This is a genomic window from Massilia sp. CMS3.1 (assembly GCF_051262535.1).
Lineage (GTDB): Bacteria > Pseudomonadota > Gammaproteobacteria > Burkholderiales > Burkholderiaceae_D > Telluria.
Genome location: NZ_JBIMES010000035.1, coordinates 1 through 14,668 on the forward strand (window position 1 = coordinate 1; position 14,668 = coordinate 14,668).

Below are 14,668 nucleotides of genomic sequence, written 5' to 3' on the forward strand. Positions count from 1 at the left end.
CGAACGTCGACGTGCCAATCATGTAAACTGCGGCGCCCGAACCCATGACGAGAATCGACATGCTTATTTTCAAAGGGATGCGTTTCCCGATCGATGTGATCCTGGTCTGCATCCGCTGGTATGCGAGCTACCCGCTGAGCTACCGGCATCTCGAGGAGATGATGGAAGAGCGCGATGTGTCGGTCGACCATTCATCGATCAACCGGTGGGCGATTCGTTTTCTGCCGCTCATCGAGAAGATGGCTCGGAAACACAAGCGTCCGGTCGGCGGCAGCTGGCGCATGGATGAGACCTACATCAAGGCTGAAAATACCTCTACCGCACTGTTGTCAATTTCCGGCATTAAGGCGCCGCTCATTTTCGGCGTAAAGGCGCCACTTTGACCTCCAATTTCAGCGGCTCGAACTGGGTTGCAAGAATGCTCGATTCCGAGCGTTTCAGCAACATTGATTTTGGGTGCGAATGGCGTTTTCAAGCTAGGTGTTGTCGTCCAGAATGCTGTGGCTGACATTCTAGCGGGCGTTGTGCCCTGCGGGGTGAAAGCCGCCGACAGGGCGCCGCCGCAGTCGAGTACGACAGCAACCAGCCACGTGGCAACGGTGGCTTCCGCCCCGAAATGGACGCCTAATTGCCCTAAATCTTGAGTGGTCAGGTTATAGAAATTTAATTCTAGAAATTTAATTCTAGAACTGCTATTCTATATGGCATGAAAACGCCCACACCGACTCCGCACCCGACGTCCGCCGAACTGGACCTGCTGCGCATCCTGTGGCACCTCGGCCCTGCTGACGCCAAGCAGGTGTATGAAGCTTTGCGTCTTGAACGCGCCGATGCCAGCTATGCCACGGTCCTGCGTCAACTCCAGCTCATGTACGGCAAGGGGATGTTGACCCGCGACGAAAGCAAGCGGCCTCAGCGCTACGCTCCGGCGTTAGCGCAAGAAAAACTCCAGACCAGCTTGCTCAAAGAGCTGATCTGCAAAGTGTTCTCTGGTTCGGGTAAAGCACTGGTGCTGACTGCGCTCAAGGAGCATGTCAGCGCCGACGAGCGCTCGGAAATCGAAAAGTTACTGCGTCGCGACGACAACGCTAAATCATGAGCCCGATCGCGATTGAATTGGCCGTGCCGGCGCTTGGCTGGGCGCTTTTGCACTTCGTGTGGCAGGGTCTGCTCGTCGGCGCCGCAGCCGGTGTCCTGCTGAGATTTTTGCGAGGTGCAAGTCCACGCTGGCGTTATGCCGTTTGCGCCATGGCCCTGTTCATTTGCCTGTGCATTCCACTGACTTATCTGACGTGGTCGCTAGCTCAGCTGGGCTCGTTGCCATCCTCGTTTCAAGCAACCGAAGTGCCGGTCTGGCGGCTTGAGCTACAGGCCCGGATGCAGGCACTGGTGGTGGCCTGGTCCTTGGGTGTGGGCGTGATGACGGCGCGCCTGAGCCTGGGCCTTGTCTGGGTCAGCCGGCTGCGCCGTCACTCCGTCTTTGCGCCTGCCATCTGGCAAGATCGCCTTGACGCGCTGGCGCTGCGTATGGGGCTGCGCCGCCGCGTGGTGCTCAAATTGCATGCGTCGCTGTCGGGACCCGTGACGCTGGGGTTTTGGCGGCCCATCGTGCTGTTGCCTGCTGCTTTGCTCAGCGGTATGCCCGTGGCAGTCCTGGAGGCTTTGCTTGCCCATGAGCTGGCCCACGTCCAACGCTGGGACTATCTGGTCAATCTACTGCAAAGCCTTGTTGAAGGGCTGCTGTTTTTCCATCCGGTGATCTGGTGGCTATCGAGACGTATGCGCATTGAACGCGAACAGGTTGCCGATGAGCTAGGCGCGCTGGCCCTGAACGATCCCGGCCAAATGGCTTTGGCGCTACACGAGCTTTCGTTGCAGGCCACGTCGGGTGAACCAGGACTGATCTTGTCTGCGCGGGGTGGTCTTTTGTTCAGGCGCATTGAACGGTTGATGGCGCCGCCGCCGGAGACAGCGAGCTGGAAGCTGGCTTTGCCGGCATTGCTGGTTGCATGCGTGAGTTTGCCGATGCAGGCGTCCGGCCCGCACGCAACTCTCGATGTCAGCGCCGCGAGCCTGCTGCAGTTGCCAGTGAACGCGAGGCATGTACTCGTGCTCGATGACGCTGCCGGAAAGGTTTTGATGGCCAAGGACGCCGACGCCGTGGTGCCAATCGCATCGCTGACCAAACTGGTGACCGCCATGGTCGTGCTGGACGCCAGGCTCGATCCGGACGAGAAACTGCGCGTTGCCCATGAGGACATGGGATCCGGTATGCAGGACAGTGCCTTGCTTACCGCAGGCTCGGAAGTGCCGCGCGCGACCGCGCTGCGGATGGCTTTGATGTCCTCGGAGAACCGCGCAGCCGCCGTGCTCGCACGTACCTTTCCGGGCGGTGGCGACGCGTTCGCGCAAGCTGTTCGGGCAAAGATCCACAGCCTGGGCTTGACTCGCACCACCATCACGGATCCGATCGGGGCTGCGCCATCCAATACTTCCACTGCTACTGAGCTGGCCAGGATCGTGGCGGCGGCAGCGCAGTATCCAGAGATTGCCGAGATCACCAGCAACAAACGAGCTGAAGTCGCCGTCAACGGCCTGACGCATGAACTGCACAATACCAATCCCCTGGTAGGTGGCAAGGGATGGGATATCAGCTTGTCCAAGACCGGCTCCAGCTCGGAAGCGGGGCGTTGCCTGACCATGCGTATGCGCAGCGGCGACAAAAACGTCACCGTTGTACTGCTGCATGCCGATGATTCGGAACAACGCTCGCTCGATGCGGCCAGAATCCGCGATTTGCTCGCTCATGCTGGCGGCCCTCTATTACACCCGCATTTTTAACCTTAGAGAGACAAAAAATATGAAGTTGGTAGCTAAATTAGTGCTGGTCATGGCTGCCGCGACCGGTAGTGCGCAGGCGCACGACGATCCGGTGAACTGCGACAATTGCGCAGATTGGAACAAGCCAGTCAAACCGTTCAATGTGTACGGAAACACCTGGCACGTTGGCGTCGATGGGCTGTCATCCGTTTTGGTAACCGGACCCAAAGGCCATATCCTGGTTGATGGGGGGCTACCGCAATCGGCGCCATTAATCGAGGCCAACATCAAGGCGCTGGGCTTTCGGATGAAGGACGTGAAACTCATCGTCAACTCCCACGCCCATTGGGATCACGCGGGAGGGATCGCGGCGCTGCAGCGTGCCAGCGGCGCCGTCGTGGCGGCCAGCCGCTCGGGCGCGCTGGCCATGCAAAGCGGCACCAACCCCCCGGACGATCCACAGTTTCAGGCCAATCCCGTGGTGCACGTCGCCAAGGTGGCGAAGGTTAAAGTGGTTGGGGAGGGAGAAATCCTGAAGGTCGGCCCAATCAGCGTGACCGCTCACATGACGCCTGGCCATGCGCCGGGGGGCACGACATGGACCTGGACTTCATGTGAAGGCAAGCGCTGCCTCGATGTGGTGTTTGCCGATAGCCTCAATTCTTACGCAAGCGGCGATTTCAAGTTCACCGGTACAGGCAAGACGCCGGACATCTCAACCTCATTCGCGGCAAGCATCGCCAAGGTCGCGGCGCTGAAATGCGACATCATTATCTCAGGACACCCAGGCCTTACTGATCTGATGGAGAAGGCGGCAGCGCGCACGCCGGACAGCAATCCGCTCATCGACGCCGCAGGATGCCGTGCGTATGCGGCAGAGGCCAGCGAGCGCCTGACCAAACGCCTTGTCAAGGAACGAGGCGGGTAGAATTTTGCCAGGGTAGACACATTTCTTTATGATCGGAATGCGCTCGCTTGACAGCGTTTTCTAGACTGTGGAAATGGACGGCTATGGGGCGTTCCCGGTCATTCCAAAAGTTGTTGCTGATTGGCCGCTTGGCTGGATCGCACTGGAATATTGCGAAGACGGAAGCCCGGCCTCGTTCCTGCGGCGTTCTCTTGTGTCAGCTTTTCGTGGCAGCCCACGGCAGTGCGGGGTCATCGCCAATTCAAGTGCCTGAAGCTTCGAGCTTGTCGAACCAAACTGAACGCCGGCCCAAGGAGGGGACTTCATGACGGGCATGGCCCGGAACGAATTCCCCTATTATAAATTAATTAAATAAACGATTTATATTGTTAATTGACGTTCATTTCTCCGGCTGTTTCCGTACCTTCTCCATCGGTGGCTTGGACTCTTCCGAGGATGGCGGCAGAGCCCGATAGCTTTCCCCGTCGAGCACGAGTTTGTATGCGCCGTGGCGTAAGCGGTCCAAGGTGGCCGCGCCGATCATCTTGTTCGAGGCGAACGCCGCACCCCACTCGTCGAAGTGCAGATTCGATGTCAGGATCGTGGCCGTTCTTTCATAACGCTCAGCGATCAGGTCGTGGAAGTCCTCGTCCTCGGGTGGCCTGAGCGGTTTCAGCCCAAAGTCATCGATGATGAGCAGCGCAACCTTGCTGAGGTACTGCAGGCGCCGTTCGTACGTGCCCATCGCTTGCGCGGTGCGCAGGCTGGTCATCAGCTGGGTCTGGGTGATGAACAGCACGTCGTAACCCTGGCGCGCGGCGGCGTGCCCCAGGGCCTGCGCAAGGTGGCTTTTGCCTGTACCGCAGGGCCCGGCGACGAGCACGGCCACCTTCTCGTCGACGAAACGGCACGTGGCCAGGTCATGGACGGCGGCGCGGTTCAAGCCGGGCAAGCGGTTGAAGTCGAACCCGTCGAGCGTCTTCTGGTTGCGGAAGTTGGCGCGGCGCATGCGCTGAGCCAGCTTCTTCTGGTCGCGGCGGGCGACTTCGTCATGAATGAGCAGGCTCAGGAACTCAGTGAAGGCGAGCTTGCGGTCGATGGCTTCGCGGTTGCGCGCCTCCAGCGAGTCGAGGATGCCGGACAGGCGCAGTTGTTTGAGCAGGGAAGTCAGTTCTGGAATTGGATACATGGTCGTTCTCATTGAAGGATGGTGTTGGTGGCGCGGTAGAAGCGGCCGCCCTCGGTGTAGGTGCTGGCCAGCGCGTCGAACGCCGCCAGCAGGTCTTGCTGGTCGAGGCCTTTCTCGAGGATGCGCTTGACGACGTTGAGACCGGGCGTGCCGTAGTGGTTGGCGCGCGAGCAGGCCGCCTCCAGCCTGACGGCGCCGTATTTCTTCTGCAGCCCAAGCACGCCCTGCACGGCGCGCATGCGGATCAGTACCTTATCGTCGAACATCGCGCGGACCACGGCAGCGCATGCCGGGCCCACCCGTTCGGCCTCGGCCATGCACCATTTGGTGTCCTTCAGGAGCCATGCCTGCGCCTCCGGCGGCATGTGGTCGGGCACGGTCTTACGCTCGCCCTTGTGCTTGAGCCGTACGTGGGTGGCGACCGGCTCGTGTTCGAGGTACATCGTCACCACGGTATCGCCCGCCTTGAGCCAGAGTGCCTGGCCGACCAGACGGAATGGCACGGAGTAATAGTTGTACTCGAACTGCACATGGGTATCGCGATGGACCTTGACCTTGAGCCATGTGGCCAGCTGGGGCGGCACGTCGGGTAAGGGCCTGAGCAGACTCTTTTCCACGTCGGCGAAGCGCTTGAGAGGCGCTTCGCGGGTCGTGCCGTGGAGGCGGTTGCCGGCCTGTCCCAGCACCCATTCGTGCAGTTGTCGATTGGCGTCTGCCAGGTCGCGGAACTCGCGCAGCGGCAGGAAGCTGCCCTTGATGTATTTGACACCCGCTTCCACGATCCCCTTCTTTTGCGGATCCCTGGGCGGACACGCATCGATCTTGAAGCCATAGCCCTCTGCGCACTCAACATACGAGCGCTGAACTTCAGGTTCATATACGCAGGCCCGCGTGATCGCGCACTTGGCGTTGTCGATGGTCACCCGCAGGGGGACGCCACCGAACCACTCAAAGGCACGGCGGTGGCAGCCGAGCCAGGTGGCCACGGTCTGGTCGCGCACGAATTCGGCGTATTGGTGGCGCGACCAAGCCAGTGTCATCACGAAGAACCAGGTCTTAAAGATTTCGCCTGTGTGCACGTCGGTGATGGGCGAGCCGGCGCCAAAGTCGACCTGCACCGCCTCGCCCGGCTTGAACTCCAGCCGCAGCGGCACGTCGGCCAGTTCGTCGACGACCAGCTGATGCAGGAACCGGTACACGGCCGAGTAGCTGCCGGTGTAGCCATGATTGCGCACCAACGTGGCGTGAATGGTCGTGCCTTGAATGCCGGCGGCGTACCAGTTGCCGATCTGCGCGCGCCACGGTTCCAGAGTGGAGATGCAGGTGCTCGGCAGCGGATCTTTGCGCACCAGCGCCGATGCCAGAACTGCGTCGTCCGGCAGTGAGGTGGCAGGTGCAAGCCAGCCGCGCGCGCTCGCCAACTCCCGAACCTGGGCGATCTTCTTGCGCCCTATGGTCTTTGACCGGGAGATCTCCCGGTCTGAATCTCCCTGCCGCATGCGCATCAGGATGTGACGGTATTGATACATCTCGAACCTCCGTTTTGTCACGGCTTCTCCAGGCGAAATGCCGGGGAGTCTAGCCGATCAATGAAAGTTCGAGCCCCTGAAACGGTGGCGAAGTGGCGCCTTAACGCCGACGATCAAGTGGCGCCATTGCCGCCGATGAAGTGGCGCCTTGACGCCGACAGCGAAATGGCCCCTTAGCGCCGAAAATTCACAACTGTCGACAAGCAGGGCCAGGCCGTCGACTTCCTGCTGACGGCCAAGCGCGACATGGCTGCGGCGAAGCGCTTTTTCGTTAAGGCGATGGGGGCGAACGGCGATCCCGACAAGATCGCGATGGACAAGAGCGGTGCCAACAAGGCGGCGATCGACGAGGTCAACGCTGGTCGCGACGTCCCGATCGTGGTGCGCCAGATCAAATACCTCAACAACATCGTCGAGCAGGACCATCGCGCCATCAAGCGGTTGACCAGGCCAATGCTCAACTACAAATCGTTCCGGTCTGCCGCCTCGGTGCTCGCCGGGATCGAGTTGATGCATATGATTCGCAAGGGTCAATTCGAGATCAATGACGCCGATGCGATGTCGTTCGCTGACCAATTTTTTACGTTGGCAGGGATGGTCCGTCCCGCTTGAGTGGCATAGTGCCGTTCCAGGGAAATTTCGTCGTTCGTTCAACAACGCGACATATATGGACGTCCGCAGTTTGCCAAGCAGAGAATGGGTGACAGCGAGTAGGAAAGGTTGCGGCCATATATCCGGACTTTGTTAAGGCCGTCGCCTCTGTCCCTGATGGAATACGCTGGTCGAGACCTTATCAGAACCGCGCGCTCGAAGCGAATGTCGCGTTGCAGGTTTGCTCAACCACGGTCTTACCTATTTTGCCATCACTTCGTTCCTGCCTGTACAACCTGAGAGATCCTCCTATTTCAGCTGACCGCTAGTTCTGACTTGCTGCGTGTACTCTACCGTTCCGGTTATGCGCTGGCTGGCGCGTAACCGGCACGGAAGCGCTGATCGCTGCGGGTCAGCAGCGCCCATACGGTCCGGGTATTTTTGTTCGCCAGAGCCACTGCGGCGATATTCTTGTTACGCCTGTCGAGTAGTCGCCCGAGCCTGCCAGTCGCCGGCTTGTCTTGCGCGTGTCGGATCACTGCTCGGGCTCCGTGGATCAGCAGTGTTCGCAGATACGTGTCTCCTCGCTTACTAATGCCCAGCAAGACTGACTTACCGCCGTTGGCGCGCTGTCTTGGCACCAGACCCAGCCATGCCGCCAACTGCCGGCCGTTCTTGAAGTTCGTGGCATCACCGACTTAAAATCCCCTGAGCTCGCATTCGAGTACGAGGATGCGCATGAAAAATACTCATTTCACGTAGCGTGCGCCGTTCGTCCTGGGATAGTTCTAGAAGTTTCATATTGCAAACCTTTGCATCAGCGTCTATTCGACTTTGACAGCGAAAATTGGCAGACTACTTAGTTCCAATCTTTTGAGGACCAATGGCATCTATCGAGCGGAAGAGTGTCGCAGCTATTACCAAATGCGAGAGTCATCGCGGGGCGTAAGGTAGCCTATGGTCGTATATATTTCGGAAATTGACGGCCGGGTTGAAGCGCCGGGCAAGCACATTTGGCGCAATCGGCCCGGCATGTGCGCTGCCGGTACTGTGCACGAATTTACGCTCTCATACTGACTCAAGGCTGGCCTACTGCGTCAGCCGGCGCACTTTGTAACAACCGCCCTAGACGCCACTATTGGCCAGCGCTGTGACCAGGCGACGGCTGCCGTAACTCCGGCTTCTGCTTATGAACGCGGCACGAACATGCACGCTCGCTTTGCAAAAAATCAGCTTGGCAGTACGGCTCTTCGCTTTGTAGCCCCCCCGACAGGCTCCCGGCCAGCAGGCGGCAGGTTTGTGCGACAGGTGCTGCGGCGGACGGTGCTTCCGCGTGACCACCATGCCGGGCGGGCAGCGCGTGAATACGTCACTTCTGTGCATAGGAGTATTTTGCATAGACGATGATGGTGAAGGCGGCTACGGACAAAAAGTAAGTCAGGACTCGGGTGCACAGTCGCCGTCTGGGCCAGCAAAATGGTGTCGTCGCCTTTTGAAAATGACACGACTCATTGGGAACGGAACAGATTGGCAGGCAAGAATTCGGACGGGCGAGGTAGCCAAAAATCCCATGTCCGATTAAGGAATGTATAAGCGCTATTCGCGAATCATGCCTCCTTGTTGGAACATAAGTCCCACATGCCCAGTACTTGCGTCACGGCTGCGTCCAAGCTTGCCTGCGTCGCGCCATCGCGCGCGAGCGTCGACAAGCCAAAAAGAAAGCTTTCAAATACCTGCGCCAAGGCGATTGGATCGGTTTCAGCGTGGAGCTCCTGCTGTGCGATACCGCGACGTACACATGCCAGAATCCCCGCTCGAGTGCGTGCACGCGAAGCCGTCAATGCCTCGGTCACTGACACATTGTCGGGTTTGCCTGAGCTCATTACACCAAGTGCGACCATGCAGCCACTGGGATGGCCTGTTTCCGACTGCATTTGAGCAGAACTGCGCAGTGCCAGTTCGATGGCAGTACGTGGCGATATTTGTGGATCCCACAGGCTTTCCGTCACCGACCCGTGCCTTTGCAGATACAACGTCACAGCTTCTTGGAAGAGGGCTTCCTTGGAACCGAACGCAGCGTAAAAACTGGGCGCAGAGATACCCAGCTCAGCCTTAAGTTGGCTCAGTGACGTGGCCGCGTAGCCGTTTGCCCAGAAGAGATGCATGGCACTGATCAGTGCCGTGTCGCGGTCAAATTGTCGAGGGCGGCCCATTTGCGCCATGGCGTATTCCTATACTCATCAGGATATACATACTAAACGATACAAAAGTAATTGACAAGCTACGCGGTGCCGCCTAACATGTATATCAATCGGTACAAATGTGACGGGGCGACCAGTTCGCTTAACCTTGCCGTTTCAGGAGCAACAATGGGTAACCAGCAACCAAACGACAGTTCAGCTGAGGCTGCACCGGAACAGTTACCGGTGGCTGCCTCGCTCGCGTTGGCGATGACTGGCTTCATTTGCATCGCCTCAGAAACCCTGCCTGCGGGGCTGTTGCCTCTGATTAGCAACGATCTGCGAGTTACCCAGGCGGTCGCCGGTCAAACCGTGACCGCCTACGCGCTCGGCTCCATGCTCGCCGCCATTCCACTGGCCGTACTGGCAACCGTTATCTTGTGGGTGCTGGCGCACAACGTTCTGTACACGTTCATCGCCCCTTTTATCGCGCAGGCAGGCCTGGCTGGCCGAGTTGATACGGTGGTGCTGACCTTTAGCATCGCGGCGTTGTTGGGCATAGGCGCCGTTGGCAGGACGATGGACCGCGGTCTACGCGTCTCGGTGTTGTTGAGCCTTGCCTTCTTTGCGCTGGTCTCTCTTCTCTTCATTATGGCCTCCACGGAACCGGCCGCCGTCTACGTAGGCGTCGCACTGTGGGGCCTGACCTTCGGAGGCGCCGCTACCCCGCTTCAAACTGCGATTGCAGACCGTGCCGGCGTCGGCGCGGACGTAGCGCTTTCGATCAACGTTGTCGCCTGGAACAGTGCGATTGCTGGTGCCGGGGTGCTCGGCGGCGTGCTGCTCGATACCTGGGGCGCGGGCGCGTTTCCATGGGCGGTTCTCGTTTTGTCTGTCGCCGGCTTCTCTGTCGCCTGGTCGGCTTGTGCGCACGGCTTCCCCGTCGGACCTCGCGCTGCTGCGATTAGACCCGTCAACTGCTAGCTATCAACCTGTACCGGCGCCGCGCCATCGCAGCACCTTTCTATTCGTTTAAAACAACACCAACTAAGGAAAGATATGTACCTCCGTCTTTTAGCAACCCTCCTCTCCACCTGCGCAATGTCGCTGGCCACGCCTGTTCTCGCTGCCGAGGAGTTTCCTCTTCCTCAAGGCTTCAGCAGCGCGTACCAGACCATTGACGGTGTCAAACTGCATTACGTGAAAGGCGGCTCAGGCCCGCTGGTTTACCTGGTTCACGGTTTCGGGCAGACCTGGTATGAATGGCACCAGTTGATGCCGGAACTAGCAAAGCGCTACACGGTCGTCGCGCCCGACCTGCCTGGCCTCGGACAATCGGCAGTACCAGCGTCCTATCGTGCTACCGACGTCGCCCCGATTCTTTACAAGCTGGCCCGGCAGTTCAGTAGTGGGCAGAAATTTGACCTAGTCGCGCACGATATCGGCATTTGGAATACGTACCCCATGCTGGTCAAGAACCAAGACACGATTCGTCGCGCGGTCTATATGGAAGCACCGATCCCGGAAGAAAGCATCTATACCTTTCCCGCCTTCACACCCCAAGGCGAGTCGCTGGTCTGGCACTTCAGCTTTTTTGCCGCCCAGAATCATCTGGCCGAGACCCTGATCTCTGGCAAGGAAAGATTTTTCCTCGAGCACTTCATCAAGGAACATGCGACCAACAAAGCCGCGTTCACGCCTGAATTGCTGGACCTGTATGGCAAGTCGTACGCCAAGCCGCATAGCCTGAACGCTACGTTTGAATACTATCGCGTACTCAATCAAGGCGTGAAGGATAACAAGGCGCTGGCAAAAACCAAGATCACCATTCCCATGTTGGCGATCGGGGGCGGTGGACATGGTGGCATGGGTACCTACGAGACGGAGATGCTGCGCAGGTATGCCACCAATGTCACAGGCAAAGTCTTGGCGGGCTGTGGGCACTGGTTGCCGGAGGAGTGCCCTGCTCAATTGAACCAGGCCGTGCTGAAGTTCCTCGATATGCCTTGAGCGCTGGCCGTCTCATCTCAATTAATGGAGAATCGTATGAATAATAGTACAACGCCAGTCGTGGTGTATGTCACCTACGTGGGCACGCCACAGACACGGTTTGACCGGAATTACTACGTCACGAGCCATTTGCCGCTAGTGACGCAAGCGTGGCAGCTGTACGGCCTGCTCAGCGTGTCGGCTTTTTTCCCCGCCCTGGATCGGGCAGGCACGATTGCCATTTGCGAATGTGTGTTCCGTGACGACGCGGCCCTCGAAGCCGCCTTTGCTGCGCCGGAATCGGCTGAAGTAATGGCAGATGTCGCGAATTTTACCGATCTGTCTCCGCTGCGCGCGCGCGCAGTCGAGCTTTAACTTTCAGGAGGCAGGATCAATGGCAGATCAAGCTAACTTTGCCCCCTGGGCGAAGGTTCCCGCGCGAACGGTGCGCCGCGGTCACTTCTGGGTGCCAGGCGATCGGGTCGAACAGGTCGGACTGACATACCAGCGCGGACCGATGTATGTGGCATGGGAAGCCCCGACAACGGTGACGCGGCCTTATCCCGTCGTCCTGCTGCACGGCGGCGGTTTCCAAGGCACTGAGTGGTTCGACACGCCAGACGGGCGACCGGGCTGGGCTCAACGGCTCGTCGAAGCCGGCTACGCGGTCCTGGTAATCGACCGGCCCGGCCATGGCCGTTCGCCGTTCCATGTGAGCACGCTGGGCGCCATGGGACCACCGTTTTCTTACGAGGGCGGGCAACGTATCTATTTTCCCGATACCGATACGCGCCATACGCAGTGGCCTTTCGCGCAGGACGACGCCAAGGCCATGGACGAGTTCATCGCGGGGTATGGGCCATTACCAGCGGATCTGGAACTGTCGCAGACGCTCGATGCCGATCGCATGGCGGCTCTACTCGATCGCATCGGGCCGGCCATCCTGATTACGCACTCTGCGTCTGGCCCAGACGGCTGGCTTGTGGCAGACCGCCGGCCGGCACTGGTCAAGGCGATCGCCGCCATCGAACCGATGGGCCCGCCGTTCGCCGACATTCCGAACATTGGGCCCATGCGCTGGGGGCCGGCGGCAGCGCCGCTGCGTTTCGAGCCGCCAGTGGCCAATGCCGAGGCCGTCCGCAACGCCGCGCCCGGCAGTTTGCGCTTACCTGCGCTGATCGGACTGCCGATTCTGATCGTGACTGCTGAGGCGTCGGCCTTCGCTGCGGCTAGCCCGCCGACAGTGGCGTTTCTTAACGCGGCCGGTGCGTCAGCCGAGTTGCTGCATCTCCCCGAGCACGGTGTGTTTGGCAATGGGCATGGATTGATTTACGAGAAGAACTCCGACGCTGCGCTAGCTCCAGTGTTGCAGTGGCTCATAGATCACACGGAAGCCTGAATCCAACCGAAAGCGAAATCATGAAAAAAATGACTTGGCTGATTACCAACTGCTCCAGCGATCTGGGGCGGCACCTTGCTGCAGCTGTACTGGCTCGCGGCGACCAGCTGATCGCGACCGCCCGTCAACCGGAAGCGCTGCAAGCACTGATGCAGCGGTTTCCGGAAACAGTGCGCGTGTGTGTGCTGAACTTGACCCGGCCGGAGATGGCGCAGGCTGCCGTGGGGCTGGCGGTAAAAGCGTTCGGTGGACTGGATGTGCTCGTCAACAACGCCGGCTACGGCATGGCTGGGGCAATCGAGGAGGATGCGCCGGATGAGTATCGACCGGTGTTCGAGGTCAATGTGTTCGGGCTAATTGAAGTGACCCGCGCGGCATTGCCGGTGCTGCGGCGCCGGCCAGGCGGGCGTATCGTCAATTTTTCCTCGACCACAGGGATCGCAGGGTCGGTCGGCTCAGGCTATTACGTCGCCGCCAAGTTCGCCGTCGAGGGGTTATCCGAGGCGCTGGACCAAGAGGTGCGGCCGCTGGGGTTGCGTGTCATCATCGTTGAGCACGGCCCGCTCCGTACCGCGTCCTTGGGACGCTCCGTCGGCCCAGCCAGGCGCCAGATTAGGGACTATGACCGGACTGTGGAGCATCGTATTTACCGTGAGCACAACGATGGCAAGCAGGTAGGCGACCCGGCTAAAGCCGTTGCCGTCATCCTGCGCGCTGTCGATAGCGCAGCGCCGCCGTTGCATCTGCCGTTGGGACCAATGGACCATGCAGCTACCGATCACAAGCTGGGGTCGTTCAGCGAAGATATTGACGCGTGGCGTCAGCTTGCGATCGCCTCTGACTTTGATTGAACCTAGCAGAGGCCGTTCGGCCGGGGCCGGCCATCTTATCAGGAGAAATAACATGGAAATCGGAATCATTGGTCTTGGCGCAATGGGCCGGGAAATCGCGCGCAATCTTGCCGATGCCGGCCATACCGTCCTGGCCTGGAATCGTTCGGGTGGGCAGCTCGATGGCGTGCGCATAGTGGCGACACCTGCCCAGGCATTGCAAGCAGATATGGCCTTGACGATGCTGGCCGACGACGCGGCAATCCGCAGTGTTTTGCAAGGCACGAATCTTCTGTCGCTGGCCCGGCCTGGCCTGGTGCATGTGGTGTCATCGACGATTTCGGTGGCGCTGGCCAAAGAACTAGTGGACAGTCACCGTACTGCGGGGATTGGCTATGTGGCAGCGCCAGTGCTGGGACGGCCGGACGTCGCTGCCAAGGGTGAACTCAACGTCCTCGCTGCAGGTGCGCCGCAGGCGCTGGAGACGGTGCGGCCAGTGCTTGAGGTCATCAGCAAGCGCATTTGGGACATGGGCGGGGAACCGCCCGCGGCCAATGCCGCCAAGATTGCTTGCAACATGATGATCACGATGGCGATCGAGGCAATGGCCGAAGCCGTAGTGCTAACAGAAGGCAATGGATTGACCCGCGAGCGCTTTTTCGATCTAATTTTGAACACCTTGTTTGGCAGCCGATCCTACCAAGTCTATTCGGCCAACATCACACAGCAGCACTACAAGCCAGGATTCAAGGCTTCGCTGGGGCTGAAAGATTTGCGGCTCGCGCAAGCCGCGGCTGAGCAATTGGGGCGGAACCTGCCGATGCTCAGTGCCGTGAGTGACCAGATGGCGGAGGCTGTTAAGGCGCGCGGGGGTGACCGGGATTGGTCAGTAATGGCTGACTACACGATACGCCCGGCCGGGGGCCCATAACGCGCTAGTGTTTTCACATGTCGACGCGTTGGTTGTGGTCACCAACTCCAGGGCACCTCGAAAAACCCCTGCGAATCTGGCATGATGCCAGCGCCTCGAATCCGACCCGAATTTCATGATCAAGACCAGTCTGTTTGCTGACCAGGAGAGCGAAGCCAAGCTGAACAAACTTGGTGATGCGCTGCGGGTGATGGAGCAGCATGTCGACTTCGCTGCACTGGCTGGCGAAGTCGATCGTGCGGCGCCGCGCCCCAGCCGCGAGCGCGGAGGCCGTCCTCCATTTCCTACTGAGTTGAAGGTGCG

12 protein-coding genes and 4 pseudogenes are annotated in these 14,668 nt (G+C 59.5%); 12 read left to right on the top strand and 4 right to left on the bottom strand.

What is annotated here, in order from left to right:
• Positions 1-59: 59 nt before the first annotated feature.
• The 4 genes and pseudogenes from ACHAC9_RS23795 to bla form a co-directional block, all read left to right on the top strand.
• A pseudogene (locus ACHAC9_RS23795) lies at positions 60-308 on the top strand (IS6 family transposase); the annotation flags it as partial.
• Between the two features lie 398 nt (positions 309-706).
• Positions 707-1,099, top strand: coding sequence for a BlaI/MecI/CopY family transcriptional regulator (locus tag ACHAC9_RS23800; protein ID WP_435764165.1), 393 nt, complete (start codon positions 707-709; stop codon positions 1,097-1,099).
• Positions 1,096-2,841: a M56 family metallopeptidase gene (locus tag ACHAC9_RS23805; RefSeq protein WP_435764168.1), complete on the top strand. Its 1,746-nt coding sequence runs from the start codon at positions 1,096-1,098 to the stop codon at positions 2,839-2,841. The genes ACHAC9_RS23800 and ACHAC9_RS23805 overlap by 4 nt, the downstream gene beginning before the upstream one ends.
• Positions 2,807-3,748, top strand: a complete 942-nt coding sequence (bla, locus tag ACHAC9_RS23810) for a subclass B3 metallo-beta-lactamase (RefSeq protein ID WP_435764170.1) — start codon at positions 2,807-2,809, stop codon at positions 3,746-3,748. The genes ACHAC9_RS23805 and bla overlap by 35 nt, the downstream gene beginning before the upstream one ends.
• Before the next feature lie 379 nt (positions 3,749-4,127).
• On the opposite strand, the gene istB is transcribed toward bla, so the two are convergent.
• Positions 4,128-4,916 carry an IS21-like element helper ATPase IstB gene (gene istB, locus ACHAC9_RS23815; protein ID WP_435764173.1) on the bottom strand — a complete coding sequence of 263 codons (789 nt, stop codon included), beginning with the start codon at positions 4,914-4,916 and terminating at the stop codon, positions 4,128-4,130.
• Positions 4,917-4,924: 8 nt separating this feature from the next.
• The gene (gene istA, locus ACHAC9_RS23820; protein ID WP_435764175.1) at positions 4,925-6,445 is read right to left on the bottom strand and encodes an IS21 family transposase; all 1,521 of its coding nucleotides are present in this window, start codon (positions 6,443-6,445) and stop codon (positions 4,925-4,927) included.
• A gap of 186 nt (positions 6,446-6,631) precedes the next feature.
• Here istA and ACHAC9_RS23825 point away from each other — a divergent pair.
• Positions 6,632-7,057, top strand: a pseudogene (locus ACHAC9_RS23825) (IS6 family transposase); the annotation flags it as partial.
• Between the two features lie 341 nt (positions 7,058-7,398).
• Here the strand turns inward: ACHAC9_RS23825 and ACHAC9_RS23830 are convergent.
• A pseudogene (locus ACHAC9_RS23830) lies at positions 7,399-7,734 on the bottom strand (transposase); the annotation flags it as partial.
• Positions 7,735-8,643: 909 nt separating this feature from the next.
• Positions 8,644-9,258, bottom strand: coding sequence for a TetR/AcrR family transcriptional regulator (locus tag ACHAC9_RS23835; RefSeq protein ID WP_435764177.1), 615 nt, complete (start codon positions 9,256-9,258; stop codon positions 8,644-8,646).
• A gap of 147 nt (positions 9,259-9,405) precedes the next feature.
• Here ACHAC9_RS23835 and ACHAC9_RS23840 point away from each other — a divergent pair, with 147 nt between their 5' ends.
• The 7 genes and pseudogenes from ACHAC9_RS23840 to ACHAC9_RS23870 form a co-directional block, all read left to right on the top strand.
• Complete coding sequence (locus ACHAC9_RS23840; RefSeq protein ID WP_435764179.1) at positions 9,406-10,200, top strand: hypothetical protein; 795 nt, start codon at positions 9,406-9,408, stop codon at positions 10,198-10,200.
• A gap of 75 nt (positions 10,201-10,275) precedes the next feature.
• Positions 10,276-11,226: an alpha/beta fold hydrolase gene (locus ACHAC9_RS23845; protein ID WP_435764181.1), complete on the top strand. Its 951-nt coding sequence runs from the start codon at positions 10,276-10,278 to the stop codon at positions 11,224-11,226.
• A 36-nt stretch (positions 11,227-11,262) separates the two neighbouring features.
• The gene (locus ACHAC9_RS23850) at positions 11,263-11,580 is read left to right on the top strand and encodes an EthD family reductase (protein ID WP_435764183.1); all 318 of its coding nucleotides are present in this window, start codon (positions 11,263-11,265) and stop codon (positions 11,578-11,580) included.
• Positions 11,581-11,599: 19 nt separating this feature from the next.
• On the top strand, positions 11,600-12,604 hold the full coding sequence (locus ACHAC9_RS23855; protein ID WP_435764185.1) for an alpha/beta hydrolase: 1,005 nt from the start codon (positions 11,600-11,602) through the stop codon (positions 12,602-12,604).
• Between the two features lie 20 nt (positions 12,605-12,624).
• Positions 12,625-13,455 carry an SDR family NAD(P)-dependent oxidoreductase gene (locus ACHAC9_RS23860; protein WP_435764188.1) on the top strand — a complete coding sequence of 277 codons (831 nt, stop codon included), beginning with the start codon at positions 12,625-12,627 and terminating at the stop codon, positions 13,453-13,455.
• 52 nt (positions 13,456-13,507) lie between these two features.
• Complete coding sequence (locus tag ACHAC9_RS23865; RefSeq protein WP_435764190.1) at positions 13,508-14,365, top strand: NAD(P)-dependent oxidoreductase; 858 nt, start codon at positions 13,508-13,510, stop codon at positions 14,363-14,365.
• 115 nt (positions 14,366-14,480) lie between these two features.
• A pseudogene (locus ACHAC9_RS23870) lies at positions 14,481-14,668 on the top strand (IS5/IS1182 family transposase); the annotation flags it as partial.

Bases quoted from the DNA above. Each gene is read 5' to 3' on its own strand.
- istB (WP_435764173.1), bottom strand. From the start codon at position 4,916: ATGTATCCAATTCCAGAACTGACTTCCCTGCTCAAACAACTGCGCCTG.
- ACHAC9_RS23865 (WP_435764190.1), top strand. From the start codon at position 13,508: ATGGAAATCGGAATCATTGGTCTTGGCGCAATGGGCCGGGAAATCGCG.
- bla (WP_435764170.1), top strand. From the start codon at position 2,807: ATGCTGGCGGCCCTCTATTACACCCGCATTTTTAACCTTAGAGAGACA.
- ACHAC9_RS23835 (WP_435764177.1), bottom strand. From the start codon at position 9,258: ATGGCGCAAATGGGCCGCCCTCGACAATTTGACCGCGACACGGCACTG.
- ACHAC9_RS23800 (WP_435764165.1), top strand. From the start codon at position 707: ATGAAAACGCCCACACCGACTCCGCACCCGACGTCCGCCGAACTGGAC.
- ACHAC9_RS23840 (WP_435764179.1), top strand. From the start codon at position 9,406: ATGGGTAACCAGCAACCAAACGACAGTTCAGCTGAGGCTGCACCGGAA.
- ACHAC9_RS23845 (WP_435764181.1), top strand. From the start codon at position 10,276: ATGTACCTCCGTCTTTTAGCAACCCTCCTCTCCACCTGCGCAATGTCG.
- ACHAC9_RS23805 (WP_435764168.1), top strand. From the start codon at position 1,096: ATGAGCCCGATCGCGATTGAATTGGCCGTGCCGGCGCTTGGCTGGGCG.
- ACHAC9_RS23860 (WP_435764188.1), top strand. From the start codon at position 12,625: ATGAAAAAAATGACTTGGCTGATTACCAACTGCTCCAGCGATCTGGGG.
- istA (WP_435764175.1), bottom strand. From the start codon at position 6,445: ATGTATCAATACCGTCACATCCTGATGCGCATGCGGCAGGGAGATTCA.
- ACHAC9_RS23855 (WP_435764185.1), top strand. From the start codon at position 11,600: ATGGCAGATCAAGCTAACTTTGCCCCCTGGGCGAAGGTTCCCGCGCGA.
- ACHAC9_RS23850 (WP_435764183.1), top strand. From the start codon at position 11,263: ATGAATAATAGTACAACGCCAGTCGTGGTGTATGTCACCTACGTGGGC.